The organism is Kutzneria sp. CA-103260 (genome assembly GCF_018263855.1).
Classification (GTDB): Bacteria; Actinomycetota; Actinomycetes; order Mycobacteriales; family Pseudonocardiaceae; genus Kutzneria.
Genome location: NZ_CP073318.1, coordinates 6,273,257 through 6,290,672, shown reverse-complemented (window position 1 = coordinate 6,290,672; position 17,416 = coordinate 6,273,257). Strand labels below are relative to the sequence as shown.

Below are 17,416 nucleotides of genomic sequence, written 5' to 3'. Positions count from 1 at the left end.
GCCCGGTGCGCAGGACGCTGTTGGTGACCAACGACTTCCCGCCGCGCCCGGGTGGCATCCAGTACTACCTGCACGCGCTGGCCGGTCTGCTCGGCGGCGACCTCGTGGTGTACGCCCCGGCGTGGCCGGGCAGCGACGCGTTCGACGCCCGGCAGCCGTTCCCGGTGGTGCGCCACCCCGATCCGCTGCTGCTGCCCTCGCCCGACACGCACCGGCGGGTGGCCGGCGTGCTGCGGTCCGAGCGCTGCGACGCCGTGTGGTTCGGTGCGGCCGCACCGCTGGGGCTGATGGGGCCGCACCTGTCGGTCGATCGGATCGTCGCCAGCACGCACGGGCACGAGGTCGGCTGGTCCATGGTGCCCGGGGCGCGGCAGGCGCTGCGCCGCATCGGCGACACCGCCGACGTGGTCACCTTCGTCAGCCGCTACACCCGCGCCCGCATCGCCGGTGCCCTCGGCCCCCGCGCCGCCCTGGAGCACCTGGCCGCCGGCGTCGACATCACCGTGTTCAAGCCCGACCCGGCCGCCCGGGAGTTCATCCGCGCCCGGCACGGCCTGTCCGACCGGCCGGTGATCCTCTGCGTGTCCCGTCTGGTGCGGCGCAAGGGTCAGGACGACCTGATCCGGGCCATGCCCAAGATCCGCGAACGGGTCCCGGACGCCACGCTCGTGCTGGTCGGCGACGGCCCCGACGGCAGCAGGCTGAGCACCCTGGCCGACGCCGTCGGCAAGAGCATCGTGTTCGTCGGCGAGGTCCACGCCGAGGAGCTGCCGGCCTACTACGCCGCCGGCGACGTCTTCGCCATGCCGTGCCGAACCCTGGGCCGCGGGCTCGACGTCGAAGGCCTCGGCCTGGTCTACCTGGAGGCCGCCGCCACCGGCCTGCCCGTCGTCGCCGGCCCCGCCGGCGGCGCGCCCGAAGCCGTCCGTGAGGGCGTCACCGGCCACGTCGCCTCCCGTGACGAGCTGGCCCACACCCTCGCCGACCTGCTGCTCAACCGCGATCTGGCGGCCAAGATGGGCGCCGCCGGCCGTGAGTGGATGGCCACCTCCTGGCGCTGGGACGACAGGGCCACCAAGCTCGCCGCCCTCATCGACGGCCGTCGTCCCCCAACTCCCTGAGCCGCTGCTCGACCAGTTCGACCTTGGCCGTCCGGTGCTGCGACCGGTAGAGCGCGAGCGCCTCCCGCCAGAACCGTCGACACTCCGCGGGGGCGCCGAGATCCCGATGGACGTCGCCGATGTTGAGCAGGGTGTCCGCCCCCTGATAGCGGTTGCCGATGTCGCGAAAGATGGTCAGCGCCTGGCCGAAGTAGTCCAGTGCCTGGTGACTGTCGCCGAGCCGGTGCGCGATGAAGCCGAGGCTGTCGAGCGTCGCCGCCATGCCGTCCAGGTCGTTGCCCTTCTGCTGAAGATCGAGGGCCGCCAGACAGTCCGCTCGGGCGCCCGCCAGGTCGCCGGTGAGGGCTCGGCACCACCCCACCGCGTTCAGGGCCCGGCTCCCACGGAACGTGTCGCCGAGTTTCGCGAAGATCTCGTAGTGGCGCACGGCGTGCCACAACGCGGTGTTGTGGTCGCCCTCGTGGTCGTACACCACGCTCAGGCCCTGGTGGACTCGTGATTGCTCGGCGAGGTCGCCGGTCTGTTCGGCCAGGTCGAGTGCCTGTCGCAGATGGCGCAGCGCGCTGGCCGTCTCGCCGGCCTCCGCGTGGATGTTCGCCAGGCCGAGCAGGCGGTGCGCCGTGATCACCAGCGGCTTCCGGGCCAGGTGTTCGGCCGCGGTGAGGGCCAGCTGCCACGATGCGCGCTCCTCCTGGAGCAGCCCGAGGCGGTAGTGCACGTCCTTGCGGCACCAGGCCATCAGCCAGACGTGCTCGTGCCAGCCGACCTCCGCGGACATCTCCTGGGCCGCGCGCATGTTGTGCTGCTCGGTGGCGAACCAGGCCAGCGCCGAGCTCGCGTCCGCGATCGGCAACGGACGGCAGCCGTCGAGGGGATCCGTGTAGTCGGCCTGCGGCGGAGCCAGGTCCAGCAACGCCATGCAGCCGCGCAGAGTCTGCATGTAGAAGTCGACCAGCCGGTGCACCGCGGTCGACGTGTCGACGCCGGCGGCCTGCTCGGCGGCGTAGCGGCGGACCAGGTCGTGCATGCGGTAGCGGTCTCCCGACCGTTGCACGAGGTGAGCCCGGTCCAGCTCGTCCAGTTCGGCGGTGTCGCGACCGGTGAGGTTTCGCGCCGCGGCCAGGCTGATGTCCGGCCCGGGCGCGACCCCGAGCAGCCGGAACACCTCCGCCGCCGACGGCGAGAGAGCCCGGTACGAGCACTCGAACACGGCCCGCAGGTTCACGCCGAGCTCGCCGCCGTCGAGCGCGTCCAACGGGGTGCTGGCCCGCAGCTGCCGGGCCGTCTCGGCGAGCGGGGTGGCGGGTTCGGCCAACGCCCGCGCGGCCACGATGCCCAACGCCAGGGGCAGGCCGCCGCAGCAGTCGACCAGCTCGGCCACCGCGTCCGGCTCGGCTTCGACCCGGTTGGCGCCCAGCCAGGCGACGAGCAGCTGCCGAGCCTCGTCCGGGGCCAGGCCGTCCAGACTCAGCAGCGTCGCACCATGGCTGACGACCAGCGTCGCCAGCCGGTTCCGACTGGTGATCACCGTCGTGCAGCTGGTGCCGCCGGGCAGCAGCGGGATCACCTGGTCGCTGTCGCGGGCGTTGTCCAACACGACCAGCAGCCGCTTGTCGGCCACCATGCTCCGGAACAACCCGCTCTGGGCGTCCAACCCGCGGGGAATCGCGCCGGCGTCGACGCCGAGGGCGATGAGGAAGGACCGCAGCGCCACCGATGGGTCCATCGGCGGGCCGGCCGGATCGAAGCCGCGCAGGTTCACGTACAGCTGCCCGTCGGGGAAGCTGTGCCCGTGGCGGTGCGCCCAGTGCAATGCCAGATACGTCTTGCCGACGCCACCCACGCCGCCGATCGCGGAGATGACAAACGCGCCGCCCTCGCCGAGTTCGGCCAGTTCACGGACGCGTCCGGTGAAACGGCGCGGCGCGGCCGGCAGCTGGCGGGGGACCGGCGCCGCTGACGACAGCGACAGCGCCGGGTCGTCGGTCAGGATCTGCCGGTGCAGGCGCTGAATCTCGGCGCCGAGGTCCGTGCCGAGGTCCTCGGCGAGGCGGTGGCGCAGCCGCGCGTACCGCTCCAACGCCTCAGCCGCCCGACCGCTGCGATACAGCGCCAGCATGAGCTGGCCGGCCAATCCTTCGTGCAGTGGGTACTCGGCGACGGCTCCCACCAGTTCGGCGCTCAGCTCGACGTGTCGACCCTCGGCGAGGTCCGACTCGACCCGGCGGGTCAACACCTGCAGCCGAAGTTCTTCGAGCGCGGGCCCCTCCTGCCGGTGCAGGGAGTCCGAGGGGATGTCGACCAGTGCCGGCCCGCGCCACAGCGCCCAGGCCTCCCGCACGCCGTCCGGCCGGGTCAGCAGTTCCCGCACGCGCAGCAGGTCGAATTGCGCGGGCTCGACCTTGATCACGTAGCCGGCGGGTGCGGTGACGATCGTGTCGGCGGAGCCGAGCAGATTCCGCAACCGCATCACGTAGGCGCGGACGGTGCCTCGCGCGCCGCTCGGCGGGCTCCCGTCCCACAGGTGTTCGGCGATCGTGTCCAGGGTGACGGGATGGTTGGCCTTGAGCAGCAGTGTCGCCAGCAGGACCCGGTGCTTGGCCGCGGACACCGTCACCTCACGGCCGTCGACCAGGACCTGCAACGGGCCCAGCAACCGGTACTGGGGACTTCCTGCCAGCATGCGTGCAGCCTAGGGGGCGTGACCGACCACTTGTCCGGATCGGTGGCGACAGTGATACGTGAGCGGCCTGGTGAAGGCTGGAGCGAGTGCTGGTCTGGGGCAGGACCGGCGCAGGTGGCGCGAGCCGGTGACGCGTGGGGAAGCGCGCATCGAGCTGCGACTCTGGGGGTCGGGTGGCCCGCGAGTCTGACTCGCGGGCCACCCGTCACAGTCGCTACTTGGCGTAGATCCGCGCGATGTCCTCGGCGTAGGTCTTGGCCACCACGTTGCGGCGCAGCTTCAGGCTGGGCGTCATCTCGCCGCCGGCCTCGGTGAAGTCCACCGGCAGGATGCGGTACTTGCGGATCGACTCGGCCTTGGACACCGCCTTGTTGGCCTCGTCCACCGCGGCCTGGATCTCCCGGTTCAGGTCCGGGTCGTCGATCATGCCGGCCACCGTCGCGTCGGTCGGCTTGTTGTTGTTGGCCAGCCAGTCCGGGAAGAACTCGGGGTCGATGGTGATCAGCACGCCGATGAACGGCTGCTTGTCGCCGACCACCATGCACTGGCTGATCAGCGGGTGCACCCGCAGCCGGTCCTCCAGCACCGCCGGCGAGACGTTCTTGCCGCCGGCCGTGACGATGATCTCCTTCTTCCGGCCGGTGATCCGCAGGAAGCCCTCGCTGTCCAGCTCGCCGATGTCGCCGGTGTGGAACCAGCCGTCGGTCAGCGCCTGGCCGGTGGCCTCCGGGTTGTGCCAGTAGCCCTGGAACACGATTGGGCCCTTGATCAGGATCTCGCCGTCGTCGGCGATCCGGACCGCGGTGCCGGCCACCGGCCGGCCGACCGTGCCGACCTTGTAGGCGGCGCGGGTGTTCACGCAGGCCGCCGCGCTGGTCTCGGTCAGGCCGTAGCCCTCCAGCACCGGCACGCCGATGCCGCGGAAGAAGTGGGCCAGCCGCTCGCCCAGCGGCGCGCCGCCGGAGACCGCCGCGTCGCAGCGGCCGCCCAGCGCCGAGCGCAGCCGGCTGAAGACCAGGCGGTCGAACACCGCGTGCTTGATCCGCAGGCCCAGGCCGGGGCCGCCGTTGTCCAGGGCCTGGCTGTAGGCCACCGCCGTCTGCTCGGCGGCGTCGAAGATGCGGCCCTTTCCCTCGGCGTGGGCGCGCTGCTTGGCCGTGTTGTAGACCTTCTCGAACACGCGCGGCACCGCCAGCACGAAGTCCGGGCGGAACGAGGCCAGGTCCGGGACCAGGTTGCGGACGTCCGGGGTGTGGCCGAGGGTGACGCGGGCGTAGATCGAGGACAGCGCGATGACCCGGGCCAGCACGTGCGCCAGCGGCAGGAACAGCAGCACCGAGTGGCCCGGCTGCATCAGCTCCGGGAACGCCGCCATCGCCGAGCGCAGCTCCGAGAGCAAGTTGCTGTGCGTGAGCTCGCAGCCCTTCGGCCGGCCCGTGGTGCCCGAGGTGTAGATCAGCGTGGCCGTGTCCGAGGCCTTCACGCCCTTGCGGGCCGCGCGCAGCTGGTCGTCGGTGATGTCGCGGCCCTTGGCCACCAACTCGTCCACCGCGTCGTGACCAGAGTCACTGTCGATCTGCCAGACGTTGCCCAGCTCCGGCAGCCTGGCCGTGACCCCGTCCAGCGCCGCCCGGTGGGCCGTCGTCTCGACGATCGCCGCCTTCGCGGCCGAGTCGGACAGGATCCACTCCACCTGGTCCGGCGAGGACGTCTCGTAGATCGGCACCGAGACCAGGCCGGCCGACCAGATCGCGAAGTCCAGCAGCGACCACTCGTAGCGGGTCTTCGACATCAGGCCGATCCGGTCGCCGGGCTGCAGACCGGCCGCGACCAGGCCTTTCGCCACCGCGGCGACCTCGTCCGCGAACTGCCGGGTGGTCACGTCCACCCAGGTGCCGTCCACCCGCCGCCGGAGCCCGATCGCCGTCGCGAAGCGCTCGGCGTTCGCCTGCACCATGTCGGTGAGGTTCTCGTCGTCGGCCACCGCGGCGGTGGCGGGGACGCTGAACTCGCGCACGATCAACCTCCGGAACTCCGTTGTTACTGGCGAGGAACTTACTGTGCCGTTTGGTGTCAACACCAGCCCAGTGGCACGCTGCCCGCCATGCCCGCGGTTGACGTTGTCGACGAGACCTTCCTCGTTGTCCCCCCGGCGGCCCTCGCCGCCGTCTTCTCCGACCGCGCCAACTGGCCCCGCTTCTGGCCTGACCTGCGCCTTTCAGTCTACGTCGACCGTGGTGACGCCGGCATCCGCTGGACCGTGCAGGGGGCGCTGACCGGCACCATGGAGGTCTGGCTGGAGCCCGTCCTGGACGGCACCCTGCTGCACTACTTCCTCCGCGCCGACCCACCCGCCCCCTTCCGCCGCCCCAAGGACCAGCTCGCCGCCATCCGCTCCCGCCAGGTGGCCGCCAAGTCCGTCGCCCTGGACCTCAAGCTGCTGCTGGAGGCCGGCCGCGCGCCTGGTATCGCCCCCTGAGGTCTGCCGCCGCGTGCCGCACGTGAGTGGCTCATTTGGCTCGGGCCGGCAAGCCCCGTTCTACGTGAGTGGCTCATTTGAGACCAGCACTCAACTGCACCACTCACATGGCTCCGAGCATGACCCTGGGGAGGCACATAAGTGGCTCATATAGGTCCAGGGGCCAAGTGAGCCACTCACATGGTTTCGGGCAGCGCTCCGGAGTCATATGAGCCACTCAGGTGGGGCACGGCAGTCAAATGATCCGTTCCACGAGTCTCATCCGCCGCACGGCCAAGCCACGATCCCCGCGCCTAACCACAACCCCCGCCTAACCACAACCCCCGCCTAACCACAACCCCCGCCTAACCACAACCCCCGCCTAACCACAACCCCCGCCCAACCCGGGGGCCGGCCCCGCTGCCAGCCTATCGGCGCTCGGGCCTGGATGATCTTCAATGGGGCGGCCTGTGGACGGCGCCGGAGTTGTCCACAATGCGGAGACGAGGGGTTGACCCCGTTGTCAGGCCGTAGGGTTGTGCTGTGCGGGTTCACGTGGTGTCAGACGTCCATGGCAATGCCGAGGCCCTGGCCCGCGCCGCTGTCGGCGCGGACGCCCTGGTGGTGCTGGGCGACCTGCTCGACTTCGTCGACTACCACGACCACGGGTCGGGGATCATGGGCGCGGTCTTCGGAGCGGACAAGGTGGCGGAGTTCGCCCGGTACCGCCGGGGCCCGCGTACGCCGGAGTCGATCGCGTTCGTCCGGGGCATGTGGCGGGACCTGGGCACGGACGCGGCGGGAGTGGTCCGGGAAGCGATCCGGGACCAGTACAAGAAGCTGTTCACGGCGATGACGGTGCCGACCTACGCCACCCCGGGCAACGTGGACGCGCCCGAGCTGTGGCCGGAGTTCGCGAACGACGGTGTCCACATCCTGGACGGGGAGACGGCGGAGATCGGCGGCCTGAAGGCGGCGTTCGTGGGCGGGGCGCTGCTGCCGGACGACGCGGTGCTGCGCAACAACGGGGTGTGGCGGCCGTATCTGCGGTACGAGCGGGACATGAAGGCGGCGACGGACAGGCTGCCGGACGATGTGGACATCCTGTGCTCGCACGTGCCGCCGGCAGCCCCGGAACTGACCTACGACGTGGTGGCCCGCCGACCGGAGATGGGCTCGACCAGCCTGCTGGAGCTGATCCACCGGGCCGGTCCCCGCTGGTCGCTGTTCGGTCACGTGCACCAGCCGCTGGCCCGCCGGATGCGGATCGGCCGCACGGAGTGCGTGAACGTCGGCCACTTCCAGCGGACGGGCACGCCGTACGTGCTGCGGTTCTGAGTGCGGGTAACCTGCGCGCATGGCCGACGAGTCCACCCAGTCCATCGTGATCGACGCCGAGCCGGCGCGGATCCTGGATGTGATCGCGGATTTCGCCGCGTACCCGCAATGGGCGAACGCGATGAAGACGACCGAGGTGCTGTCCACCGGCGCCGACGGCCGCGCCGAGCAGGTGCGCTTCCAGCTGGACCAGGGCGTGATCAAGGACGAGTACACGCTCGAGTACACATGGGCGGCCAACTCGGTCAGCTGGCGCCTGGTCAAGGGCCAGATGCAGAAGTCGCAGCGCGGCAGCTACGTGCTGGAGCCGGGCGGGGGCGGCACCAAGGTCACCTACACGCTCTCGGTCGAGCTGGGCATCCCGATGATCGGCATGCTGCGCCGCAAGGCGGAGAAGGTGGTCATGGACACCGCGCTCAAGGAGCTCAAGCGCCGCGTCGAGGGCCTGAGCTGAGCGTGCGGGTACTGCTGTTCACCGGCAAGGGTGGGGTCGGCAAGACCACCCTTGCCGCGGCCACGGCCGCCGCGACGGTGGCGGCCGGCCGCAAGGCGCTGGTGGTGTCCACTGATCCGGCGCACTCGCTGGCCGACGCGTTCGGCGCCGAACTGGGCCCGCGACCGTCCGAACTGGACACGGGCCTGTACGGCGCGCAGATCGACACCCGGCGGCTGGTGGACGGTGCCTGGGAGGACATGCGCGGCCACCTGCGCACGCTGCTGGCCGGCGCGGGCATTGACGAGCTGGCGGCCGAGGAGCTGACCGCGCTGCCGGGCGTCGAGGAGCTGCTGGCGCTGGCCGAGGTGCACCGCCTGGCCACCACCGGCCCGTGGGACGCGGTGATCGTCGACTGTGGACCGACGGCCGAGACGCTGCGTCTGCTTGCGCTGCCGGAGGCGGTCGGCAACTACCTGGAGCGCCTGTTCCCGACGCACCGGCGCGTGGTCCGCGGCCTGCTCGCCGGGGTTGCCGGCAGCGCGGCGCCGGCCCGCTGGGACGCCGCGGCGGACGCGATCGGTCGGCTGGCCGAGCACCTGGAGGCGGTGCGCTCGCTGCTCGTGGACCAGGAGCGGACCAGCGTCCGCCTGGTGCTCACGCCGGAACGAGTCGTCGCCGCCGAGACCCGCCGCACGCTGACTGCCCTTGCCCTGCAAGGGATTCGCGTTGACGGCCTGGTCGCCAACCGGCTGCTGCCGGACGCTGCTGCCGGCCGGGGCGCGGCGGCGAGCTGGCTGCGCACGAGGCGAGCCGAGCAGGACACGGTGCTGGCCGAGCTGCGGGCGGCCGAGGTGCCGGTGCAGACGGTCGGCTACCGCGCGTGCGAGCCGGTGGGCGTGCCGGCGCTGCTGGAGCTGGCCCAGGAACTCTATCCCGAGGGCGACCCGCTGGCCGTGTCGACGACAACGGCCGAGCCGCTGCTGTCGGTGACCGCCTCGAACGTCGGCTACCAGCTCCGGGTGTCGTTCCCGCTGGACGTCGACGCGGACCTGGACCTGGCCCGGGTGGACGACGAACTGGCGATCACCGTGGACGGCCGGCGGCGGCTGGTGGCGCTGCCGGCGGCGCTGCGCCGGTGCGAGGTGACCGGGGCCGAGATCGTCGACGGCGGGCTGCTCGTCGACTTCGAACCGGATCCAAGGTTGTGGATGCGGTGAGCGGACAGGACAGGATCGCCGAGGAGCTGCGGCTGCTGATCGACGCCGTGGCCGAGAAGGCCGAGCCGTGGCTGGCGCGGATCGCCGCGGACGGCACCGAGCACGACCCCACCACCTGCGACTGGTGCCCGGTGTGCGCGGTCGCGGCCGTGGTCAGGGGTGAGCGTTCGGAGATGGCGGCCAAGGCTGCCGAGCACGCCGCCGGCCTGCTGGCCGTGCTGCGCATGGCGTTGCAGCAGCAGCGCCCCGAGCCGGCCCCGGCCGATGAGCCGCAGGCGCCGCCGCGGGTGCAGAAGATCACCGTTCGCCGGCGTGGGCAGGACCCTTGCTGACCGTCGGCATCGACGTCGGCGGGACCAGTGTTCGGGCGGGCGTCGTGGATTCCCGTGGTGCCGTGCTCGACACCACCCGCGCGCCCACGCCCGCCGGCGGCGCGCCGCTGGAGGACGCGATCGCCTGTGCCGTCGAGGAACTGAGCGCCCGCCACAAGATCAGCGCGGTCGGCCTGGCGGTCGCCGGCTTCGTCACCGAGGACCGGATGTCGGTGCGGTTCGCGCCGCACCTGGCCTGGCGGGACTCGCCGGTGGCCAAGGCGATGACCCAGCGGCTGGGGCTGCCGGTCGTGCTGGAGCACGACGCGAACGCGGCAGCCCTGGCCGAGCACCGGTTCGGGGCGGCCCGCGGCGCGAAGGTCGCGGTCATGGTCGCCCTCGGCACCGGCATTGGCGGCGCGCTGCTGATCGACGGCGAGGTCTTCCGCGGCGCCTACGGCGTCGCCCCGGAGCTGGGCCACCTGCGGGTGGTGCCCAACGGCCGGCCCTGCCCGTGCGGCAAGAAGGGCTGCTGGGAGCGGTATTGCAGTGGCACGGCGCTGACCGCCACCGCCATCGAGCTGATGGCCAGGCACCCTGGCGCGTCGACCGTGCTGGCCCGGGAGGCCGCCGGTGACGAGCGGCGGGTGACCGGCCGGAAGGTCGCCGGGGCGGCCCGCGACGGCGACCCCATCGCCCAGCGGGCGCTGGCCGACCTGGCCAAGTGGCTGGGGGAGGGGCTGGCGCTGGTCGCCGACGTCTACGACCCGGAGGTGGTGGTCATCGGCGGCGGCGTGTCCGAGTCGGCCCCGTTATTCCTCGACGACGCCCGCGAGCACTACGCCGCCGTGGTCACCGGCTCCGGCTACCGCCCGCTGGCCCGCATCCGCACCGCCCAGCTCGGCGACGACGCCGGCATCGTCGGCGCGGCCGCCATGGCCCGGGAGATGATCGCCAAGCGGTGATGCCCGGAAACACCCGGAAAACCCGGGCACTTCCGGACACACCTCTAGGCGGCGTTCAGGGCGCGGAGGAACCAGTCCACCGCCGGCGAGACGTCCACCGGCGGGGCCCAGCCGTTGATCACGGCCAGCAGCCGCAGGTACCGGTCGCGGCGCGGGTCGTTGGCGTCGGCCAGCCGAGCCAGCCGATCCGGCTCCGATCCGGCGGTCACCTCCGCAACGATCCGGCCGGCCTCGGCCGACGCCGGGTCGACTCCCGCCGCGGCAGCGGGTCCCGCTTTGTCTCGCACCAGCGCTACCAAGTCCCGCCTTGGCGGCGTCGCCCAGACGTAGTCGTCGGCCAGGCGTCGCATCCGCGCCCGGAAGTCGGTGTCCTGGACCAGATCCAGCAGTTCCGACCAGGCCGCCAGCTGCTCGGCGGTGGGGTTCGCCGGCAGCTCTGGCGTCAGCGATCGCCGGATCCCGGGGTCGTCCAGCCCGGGGTCGTTCAGCACGGTGTGCAGGAAGTCGTCGATCAGCTGACGGTGGGCGTGCACCAGAGTCATCCCCTCGGGTAGACGACCGTGCTCCGCCACCGCGAGCAGCACCGCCCGGTGCAGGCCCAGCAGCCGGATCCGGGCCGCCAACGCCTCCGCGTGGGCCGCCGCCACCTCGGCCAGCGTCGCCTCGTGGTCCAGCACCCGCCGGATCGTGGCCAGGTCCAGGCCGAGCTCGCGTAGCGTGCGCACGAGATCGAGCCTCGCCACGGCGTCGGGACCGTAGCGGCGATGGCCCGCCGAGGTGCGCTCGGCGGCCACGAGCCCGCGGTCCGAGTAGAACCGGATCGCCTTGACCGACAGGCCGGTGAGCCGAGCCAGCTCGCCGATGGAATGGAGCACCTTCACCACTCCAGCCAACAGTCTCCCCTCAGGGGAGACGCAAGGCCTGTCCACTGCGTGAAAGGACGTTTTCGCGCGTTCAACGTCAGGAAAGCCCCCTTCCTGACGTTGGGGGCTTGACGTTTGGGGTCAGAGCTGGGCGCCGGAGCCGTCGTCGGATCCGGGCGGGGGGCCGTGCCGCATGCGCAGCAGCAGCCAGCCGACGCCGCTGGTCAACGCGATGATCGCCAGCGGGGTGGCGACCTGGGACCCCAGGCCGATGAGGGCCGGGACCGCCAGCAGGCCGACGCCGATCACGATCAGCACCACCGCCAGCACGGTCAGCGGACGCGGCCGGGGGAACGGCGGCGGGTCGGGCGGGACGTAGTGCTCCTCGTCCGAGGCGGCGGCCCAGTCCCATTCCTTGTCGCTGGTGCGCCAGCCGGCGGGCGGCGGCGCGGCCGCGGCGGGAGGCTGCGGCGGCTCGATGGGCCGCGTCTCCTCGGCGGCGGTGGTGTCCTGTCTGGCCGCGGGCTGGTCGGAGGGCCAGCGCATGCCCACGCCGTCCCGCTCCAGGCCCGCGACGATCTCGGCGAACGCCGCGTCGACGTCCTCCGGCCCATCGGCATTGCCTCGCCCAGTCAAACCCGGCCTCCACACACGTGGTCCCCCCATCCTCGCACGAGAGCGCCGGATCGCGTCGTCTCCTCGATCACTATCTGCCCGGGTGGTCGAGCCGGGCGTTGCTCGTTGTGCCGAGCGGCCGCCGCTCCGTAGGCTGATCCGCTCAGGATGCGGCATGAGGAGGCGCACGCCGAGGTGCTGTACTGGCTGATGAAGTACGTCCTGCTGGGCCCGCTGCTGCGTCTGTTCTTCCGGCCGAGGATCGAGGGGCTGGAGAACATCCCGGAGACCGGCGGCGCGATGCTGGCCAGCAACCATCTCGCGGTGTCGGACTCGTTCTTCCTGCCGCTGATGGTGCCGCGCCGCGTCACCTTCCCGGCCAAGAGCGAGTACTTCACCCAGAAGGGCCTCAAGGGCACGCTCAAACGCCTGTTCTTCACCGGCGTCGGCCAGGTGCCGATCGACCGCTCCGGCGCGGCCGCCGCCCAGGGCGCGCTGGACACGCTGGTCCGGCTGCTGCGCGACGGCCAGCTGGTGGGCATCTACCCGGAGGGCACGCGCTCCCCGGACGGCCGGCTGTACAAGGGCAAGACCGGCATGGCCCGGATGGCCCTGGAGGCCCGGGTGCCGATCATCCCGGTGGCCATGTTCGGCACCGACAAGGCCAATCCGATCGGCTCCAAGATGTGGTACCCGCACCCGATCCGGATCAAGATCGGCAAGCCGCTGGACTTCTCCCGCTACTACGGCCTGGACGGCGACCGGTTCATCGAGCGGTCCATCACCGACGAGGTGATGTACGACCTGATGGAGCTGTCCGGCCAGGAGTACGTGGACATCTACGCGGCCAAGCTCAAGGACGCCAAGCCGGCCGCCGCTCCCGCCCCGCGCGCCCCGCTGGAGCCGGCGCCGGCCGGCCGGGTGCCCAGCTAGGGACCGGTGCCGGGCCCTTCGGGCAAACCGCCTACCCTGCACGGCGTGCGGTTTTTCTATGACTGTGAGTTCATCGAGGACGGCCACACCATCGACCTGGTGTCGATCGGCGTGGTCGACGAGGAAGGCCGCGAGTTCTACGCCGTGTCCACCGAGTTCGACCCGGAGCGGGCCGGCCAGTGGGTCCGCCAGAACGTGCTGCCCAAGCTGCCGCCGCCGGCCAGCCCGGTGTGGATGAGCCGGGGCCGGATGCGCCAGGAGCTGCTGAACTTCGTCAGCCCCAACGGTGAGAACGCCGAGCTGTGGGCCTGGTTCGCCGCCTACGACCACGTGGCGCTGGCCCAGCTGTGGGGGGCCATGCCGGACCTGCCCCGCGAGCTGCCCCGGTTCACCCGCGACCTGCGCCAGCGCTGGGACGACCTGGGCCGGCCGCGGCTGCCGCAGCCGCCCTCGGACGCCCACGACGCGCTGGCCGACGCCCGGCACAACCTGGCCCGCTGGAAGGCGATGGAGGCCGAGCGGCTGCGCCGCGGGCACGTCGTGCGCTGATTTGCCGGGGGTGCCTTGCTGCACCGATACAGGGCATGACACGCTCTCGTAACACGAGGGTCGCCAGTGACGCCGGCCACATCTTTTGGGAACTGTTGAGAGAGGCAAGCAGATGCGCATCGGTGTGCTGACCGGCGGTGGCGACTGCCCGGGTCTGAACGCGGTGATCAGGGCTGTGGTCCGCAAGGGCATCGAGGCCCACGGCTGGGAGGTCGTCGGCTTCCGCAACGGCTGGCGCGGCCCGATGGAGGGTCTGACCAAGCAGCTCGGCCTGGACGAGGTCGAGGAGATCCTCACCCGCGGCGGCACGATTCTCGGCTCCTCGCGCACCAACCCTTACAAGGAGGAGGGTGGCGTCGAGAAGATCCGCGAGGTGCTGGCCCAGCACAAGATCGACGCGCTGGTGGCGATCGGCGGCGAGGACACGCTGGGCGTGGCCAAGCGGCTGACCGACGACGGCATCCCGGTGGTCGGCGTGCCCAAGACGATCGACAACGACCTGGGCGCCACCGACTACACCTTCGGCTTCGACACCGCGGTGCACATCGCCACCGAGGCCCTGGACCGGCTGCGCACCACCGCCGAGTCGCACCACCGCGCCCTGGTCGTCGAGGTCATGGGCCGGCACGCAGGCTGGATCGCCCTGCACGCCGGCCTGGCCGGCGGCGCGAACGTGATCCTGGTGCCGGAGAAGCCGTTCTCCGTGGAGAAGGTCGTCGAGTGGACGCAGCGTCGCTTCGAGCGCCAGTACGCGCCGATCATCGTGGTGGCCGAGGGTGCGATGCCCGAGGGCGGCGCCGAGCTGCTGCACAACGGTGAGAAGGACGCCTTCGGCCACGTCCGCCTGGGCGGCGTCGGCCAGTGGCTGGCCGAGGAGATCGCCGAGCGTACCGGCAAGGAGTCCCGCGCGGTCGTGCTGGGCCACGTGCAGCGCGGCGGCACCCCGACCGCGTACGACCGCGTCCTGGCGACCCGGTTCGGCCTGCACGCGGTGGACGCGGTGCACGCCGGCGACTTCGGCGTGATGGTGGCCCTGCGCGGCACCGACATCGTCCGGGTGAAGCTGTCCGAGGCGACCGCCGAGCTCAAGACGGTTCCGGACGAGCGCCTGGAAGAGGCCGAAGTCTTCTTCGGCTGAGCTCGCGAAGCCGAACGTCCAGCGCTTCGGCTGATAGCTAAAACTGCTGACAGCTTAATTCGATTGCCCGGGTCGCAAGACCCGGGCATTCTTGTGTCCATGGCGAGCAACGGATTCTCCCGAGTGCTCGGCCGATGGGAGGCCTGCGCACCGTCCCGGTGACGCGGCCCTGGTCGGTCGGGTCACGTGACGTGCATGGCAGTGCCGGCAGGAGCGCCGGCCGCAGCGGTGACGGCCGCGCCCTCATGCCCTACGGCGCTGTCCCACGAGACCCGACCGATTCCATTCACTCCTATTCCCGCCTGTGGTCCAACGGACACGACACCGGTCTACGAAGCCGGTAATGCAGGTTCGATTCCTGCCGGGCGGACATGTGTCCACATCCGCTGAAAGGGGGAACGACGATGACGCTTTTCACCTGGGGCACGCGGTTCCTCCGCGGCGAGCCCACTCCCAAGCCGTGGCCGGTCAACAAGTGAACCTGTAGCCGGCCCCGGAGTCTCGACTCCGGGGCCGGTGTCGGTGGGTGCTGCTCTAATGGAGGGGTGTCCACCCCAGCAGCCCAGCACCGCATCCTGGTCGTCGACGACGAGCACAACATCGTCAACCTGCTGACGACGGCGCTGAAGTTCGTCGGCTTCGACGTGGTGTCGGCGACCAACGGCCGGCAGGCGCTGGAGCAGGCGGCCGCTACCCGGCCGGACGTGATCGTGCTCGACGTGATGCTGCCCGACCTGGACGGCTTCGGCGTGTGCACCCGGCTGCGCGAGGCCGGCATCGACGCGCCGGTGCTGTTCCTGACCGCGCGGGACGCCAGCGAGGACAAGGTGCACGGCCTGACCCTGGGCGGCGACGACTACGTGACCAAGCCGTTCGACCTGGACGAGCTGGTGGCCCGGGTGAACGTGCTGCTCAAGCGGGGCCGCACCGAGCGGGCCCCGAGCAACCGGCTGCGGGTCGGGCACGTCGAGCTGGACCAGGACACCCACGAGGTGTGGCGCAACGGGGAGCTGGTGCGGCTGTCGGCCACCGAGTTCCAGCTGCTGCGCTACCTGATGACCAACGCGGGCCGGGTGCTGTCCCGGGCCCAGATCCTCGACCAGGTGTGGAACTACGACTTCCAGGGCGACTCCAGCATCGTCGAGACCTACGTCTACTACCTGCGGCGCAAGCTCGACGACCAGGACAACCCGCTGATCCACACCGTTCGCGGCGTCGGCTACCTGCTGCGGGCCTCCACCGTGTCGGCGGGCGGCCGATGACCCGACTGCTGCACTGGCTGCGCCTGCGCTCGCTGCGGTCCCGGCTGCTGGCCGGGGTGCTCGCGGTGACCGCGGCCGGCCTGCTGACCTCCGACGTGGTCGGCGCCTTCGCGCTGAGCAACTACCTGCTCAAACGCACCGACACGCAGGTCGCCGACGCGCTGGGCTCCACCCGGACCAAGGTCCGGCCCAACGGCACCGTCCCGATCGGCCAGTCCAACGACGATCTGTGCGCGATCACCGTGCTGGATCCGAACGGGCGCGTGCTGCACCAGTACGGCGCGTCCAGCGGCCTGCCGATCCCGCCGCTGAGCAGCCTGCAGTCGATGACCAACCAGCACAGCCCGGTCACCATCAGCGGCACCGACGACTTCCGGATCATGGTCGGGACCCTGCCGGACGGCCGCTACCTGATGGTGTCGCAGTCGCTGCGGCTGTCCGCGGCCACGATCTACCAGCTGGTGGCCATCGAGGCCGTGGTGACGGTGCTGGCCCTGGCCCTGGCCGCGGTGCTGGCGCTGCGGGTGAGCCGGTTCGTGCTGCGCCCGTTGGACCGGATGACCGACACCGCCGAGCTGATCGCCGACGGCGAGATGTCGCACCGGGTGCGGGCGGACGACTCGCCGACCGAGGTGGCCCGGCTGGGCACCTCGCTGAACCAGATGCTGGGGCGGCTGGAGCACTCCTTCGCCCAGCGGCAGGCCGCCGAGGAGGGCCTGCGGCAGTTCGTCGCCGACGCCAGCCACGAGCTGCGCACCCCGCTCACCTCGATCACCGGCTACGCCCAGCTGGTCCGGCACGGCGCGCTGGCCGACCCGGACGCCCTGGCCGACGCGATGCGCCGGGTGGAGGACGAGGCCAAGCGGATGGCCGCCCTGGTCGACGAGCTGCTCCTGCTGGCCCGGCTGGACCAGGGCCGGCCGCTGGAGTCCAGCCCGGTCGACCTGGTGGCGCTGGCCGAGGCCGCGGTCGGCGACGCCCGGGCCGCCGACTGCGCCCGCACCGTTCGCCTGTCCGTCGCCGACACAGAGCCGGACGGTGCGGGCGAGCACCTGGTCCGTGGCGACCGGGCCCGGCTCCACCAGGTGCTGGCCAACCTGCTGGGCAACGTGCGGGCCCACACCCCGCCGGGCACGGCGGCCGAGGTGCGGATCAGCCGGGACGGCGAGCACGAGGTGATCGACGTCATCGACGAGGGGCCGGGCATTTCCGCTGAGCAGCGGGACAAGGTGTTCGAAAGGTTCTTCCGCGGTGACGCGTCGCGGACCCGCACGGCCGGGCTGGCCGACGGCAGCGGGCTGGGGCTGAGCATCGTGGCCGCGATCGCCGCCGCCCATGGCGGTCACGCCGGCGTGCAGCCGAGCGAACACGGCGCGTGGCTGCGAGTCACGCTCCCGGCCACGGTGGCCAATTCTGTGCCCGATCGGGCGCTGACCAGGCAGGAAGTTCCCAGCGGACTCTAAGCCGACATCAACATCTTTCCGAGTCTGATGGGTTTCTCTTGTGGGTAGCGTGACTTGCGCCAGC

General features: G+C 71.6%; 16 protein-coding genes and 1 tRNA gene. 13 read left to right on the top strand and 4 right to left on the bottom strand.

The window, feature by feature from the left end:
- Positions 1 to 5: 5 nt before the first annotated feature.
- Entirely contained in the window at positions 6 to 1,121 is a 1,116-nt protein-coding gene (locus tag JJ691_RS27530; RefSeq protein WP_211762520.1) for a glycosyltransferase family 4 protein, read from the top strand.
- Here JJ691_RS27530 and JJ691_RS27525 read toward each other — a convergent pair.
- Together JJ691_RS27525 and JJ691_RS27520 are read right to left on the bottom strand one after the other, a co-directional pair.
- On the bottom strand, positions 1,090 to 3,804 hold the full coding sequence (locus JJ691_RS27525; RefSeq protein WP_211762519.1) for an AfsR/SARP family transcriptional regulator: 2,715 nt from the start codon (positions 3,802 to 3,804) through the stop codon (positions 1,090 to 1,092). The genes JJ691_RS27530 and JJ691_RS27525 overlap by 32 nt on opposite strands.
- 214 nt (positions 3,805 to 4,018) lie before the next feature.
- On the bottom strand, positions 4,019 to 5,821 hold the full coding sequence (locus tag JJ691_RS27520) for an AMP-dependent synthetase/ligase (protein WP_211762518.1): 1,803 nt from the start codon (positions 5,819 to 5,821) through the stop codon (positions 4,019 to 4,021).
- Positions 5,822 to 5,908: 87 nt separating this feature from the next.
- Between JJ691_RS27520 and JJ691_RS27515 the strand changes: the two genes are divergently transcribed.
- The 6 genes from JJ691_RS27515 (at position 5,909) to JJ691_RS27490 (ending at position 10,529) form a co-directional block, all read left to right on the top strand.
- On the top strand, positions 5,909 to 6,283 hold the full coding sequence (locus tag JJ691_RS27515) for a polyketide cyclase / dehydrase and lipid transport (RefSeq protein WP_211762517.1): 375 nt from the start codon (positions 5,909 to 5,911) through the stop codon (positions 6,281 to 6,283).
- Between the two features lie 522 nt (positions 6,284 to 6,805).
- Positions 6,806 to 7,600 carry a metallophosphoesterase family protein gene (locus JJ691_RS27510; protein ID WP_211762516.1) on the top strand — a complete coding sequence of 265 codons (795 nt, stop codon included), beginning with the start codon at positions 6,806 to 6,808 and terminating at the stop codon, positions 7,598 to 7,600.
- Between the two features lie 19 nt (positions 7,601 to 7,619).
- On the top strand, positions 7,620 to 8,054 hold the full coding sequence (locus JJ691_RS27505; protein ID WP_211762515.1) for an SRPBCC family protein: 435 nt from the start codon (positions 7,620 to 7,622) through the stop codon (positions 8,052 to 8,054).
- 2 nt (positions 8,055 to 8,056) lie between these two features.
- Complete coding sequence (locus tag JJ691_RS27500; RefSeq protein ID WP_211762514.1) at positions 8,057 to 9,253, top strand: ArsA family ATPase; 1,197 nt, start codon at positions 8,057 to 8,059, stop codon at positions 9,251 to 9,253.
- A complete protein-coding gene (locus JJ691_RS27495; RefSeq protein WP_211762513.1) occupies positions 9,250 to 9,585 on the top strand; it encodes a hypothetical protein in 336 nt (111 codons plus the stop codon). The genes JJ691_RS27500 and JJ691_RS27495 overlap by 4 nt, the downstream gene beginning before the upstream one ends.
- 8 nt (positions 9,586 to 9,593) lie before the next feature.
- Complete coding sequence (locus JJ691_RS27490) at positions 9,594 to 10,529, top strand: ROK family glucokinase (RefSeq protein ID WP_442912784.1); 936 nt, start codon at positions 9,594 to 9,596, stop codon at positions 10,527 to 10,529.
- A 44-nt stretch (positions 10,530 to 10,573) separates the two neighbouring features.
- On the opposite strand, the gene JJ691_RS27485 is transcribed toward JJ691_RS27490, so the two are convergent.
- Complete coding sequence (locus tag JJ691_RS27485; protein WP_306291318.1) at positions 10,574 to 11,410, bottom strand: MerR family transcriptional regulator; 837 nt, start codon at positions 11,408 to 11,410, stop codon at positions 10,574 to 10,576.
- 123 nt (positions 11,411 to 11,533) lie between these two features.
- A complete protein-coding gene (locus JJ691_RS27480) occupies positions 11,534 to 12,028 on the bottom strand; it encodes a DUF308 domain-containing protein (protein WP_249227054.1) in 495 nt (164 codons plus the stop codon).
- A 174-nt stretch (positions 12,029 to 12,202) separates the two neighbouring features.
- Here JJ691_RS27480 and JJ691_RS27475 point away from each other — a divergent pair, with 174 nt between their 5' ends.
- The 6 genes from JJ691_RS27475 (at position 12,203) to JJ691_RS27450 (ending at position 17,352) form a co-directional block, all read left to right on the top strand.
- Entirely contained in the window at positions 12,203 to 12,940 is a 738-nt protein-coding gene (locus JJ691_RS27475) for a lysophospholipid acyltransferase family protein (RefSeq protein ID WP_211771757.1), read from the top strand.
- Positions 12,941 to 12,985: 45 nt separating this feature from the next.
- Complete coding sequence (locus JJ691_RS27470; protein WP_211762510.1) at positions 12,986 to 13,489, top strand: polyadenylate-specific 3'-exoribonuclease AS; 504 nt, start codon at positions 12,986 to 12,988, stop codon at positions 13,487 to 13,489.
- Between the two features lie 112 nt (positions 13,490 to 13,601).
- Positions 13,602 to 14,627, top strand: a complete 1,026-nt coding sequence (locus JJ691_RS27465; RefSeq protein WP_211762509.1) for a 6-phosphofructokinase — start codon at positions 13,602 to 13,604, stop codon at positions 14,625 to 14,627.
- 298 nt (positions 14,628 to 14,925) lie between these two features.
- A tRNA-Arg gene (locus JJ691_RS27460) sits at positions 14,926 to 14,997 on the top strand.
- A gap of 175 nt (positions 14,998 to 15,172) precedes the next feature.
- Positions 15,173 to 15,889, top strand: coding sequence for a response regulator transcription factor (locus tag JJ691_RS27455; protein WP_211762508.1), 717 nt, complete (start codon positions 15,173 to 15,175; stop codon positions 15,887 to 15,889).
- Positions 15,886 to 17,352 (top strand): sensor histidine kinase, encoded by a 1,467-nt coding sequence (locus tag JJ691_RS27450; RefSeq protein ID WP_211762507.1) that lies wholly within the window; start codon positions 15,886 to 15,888, stop codon positions 17,350 to 17,352. Before JJ691_RS27455 ends, JJ691_RS27450 begins: the two co-directional genes overlap by 4 nt.
- Positions 17,353 to 17,416: the final 64 nt, after the last annotated feature.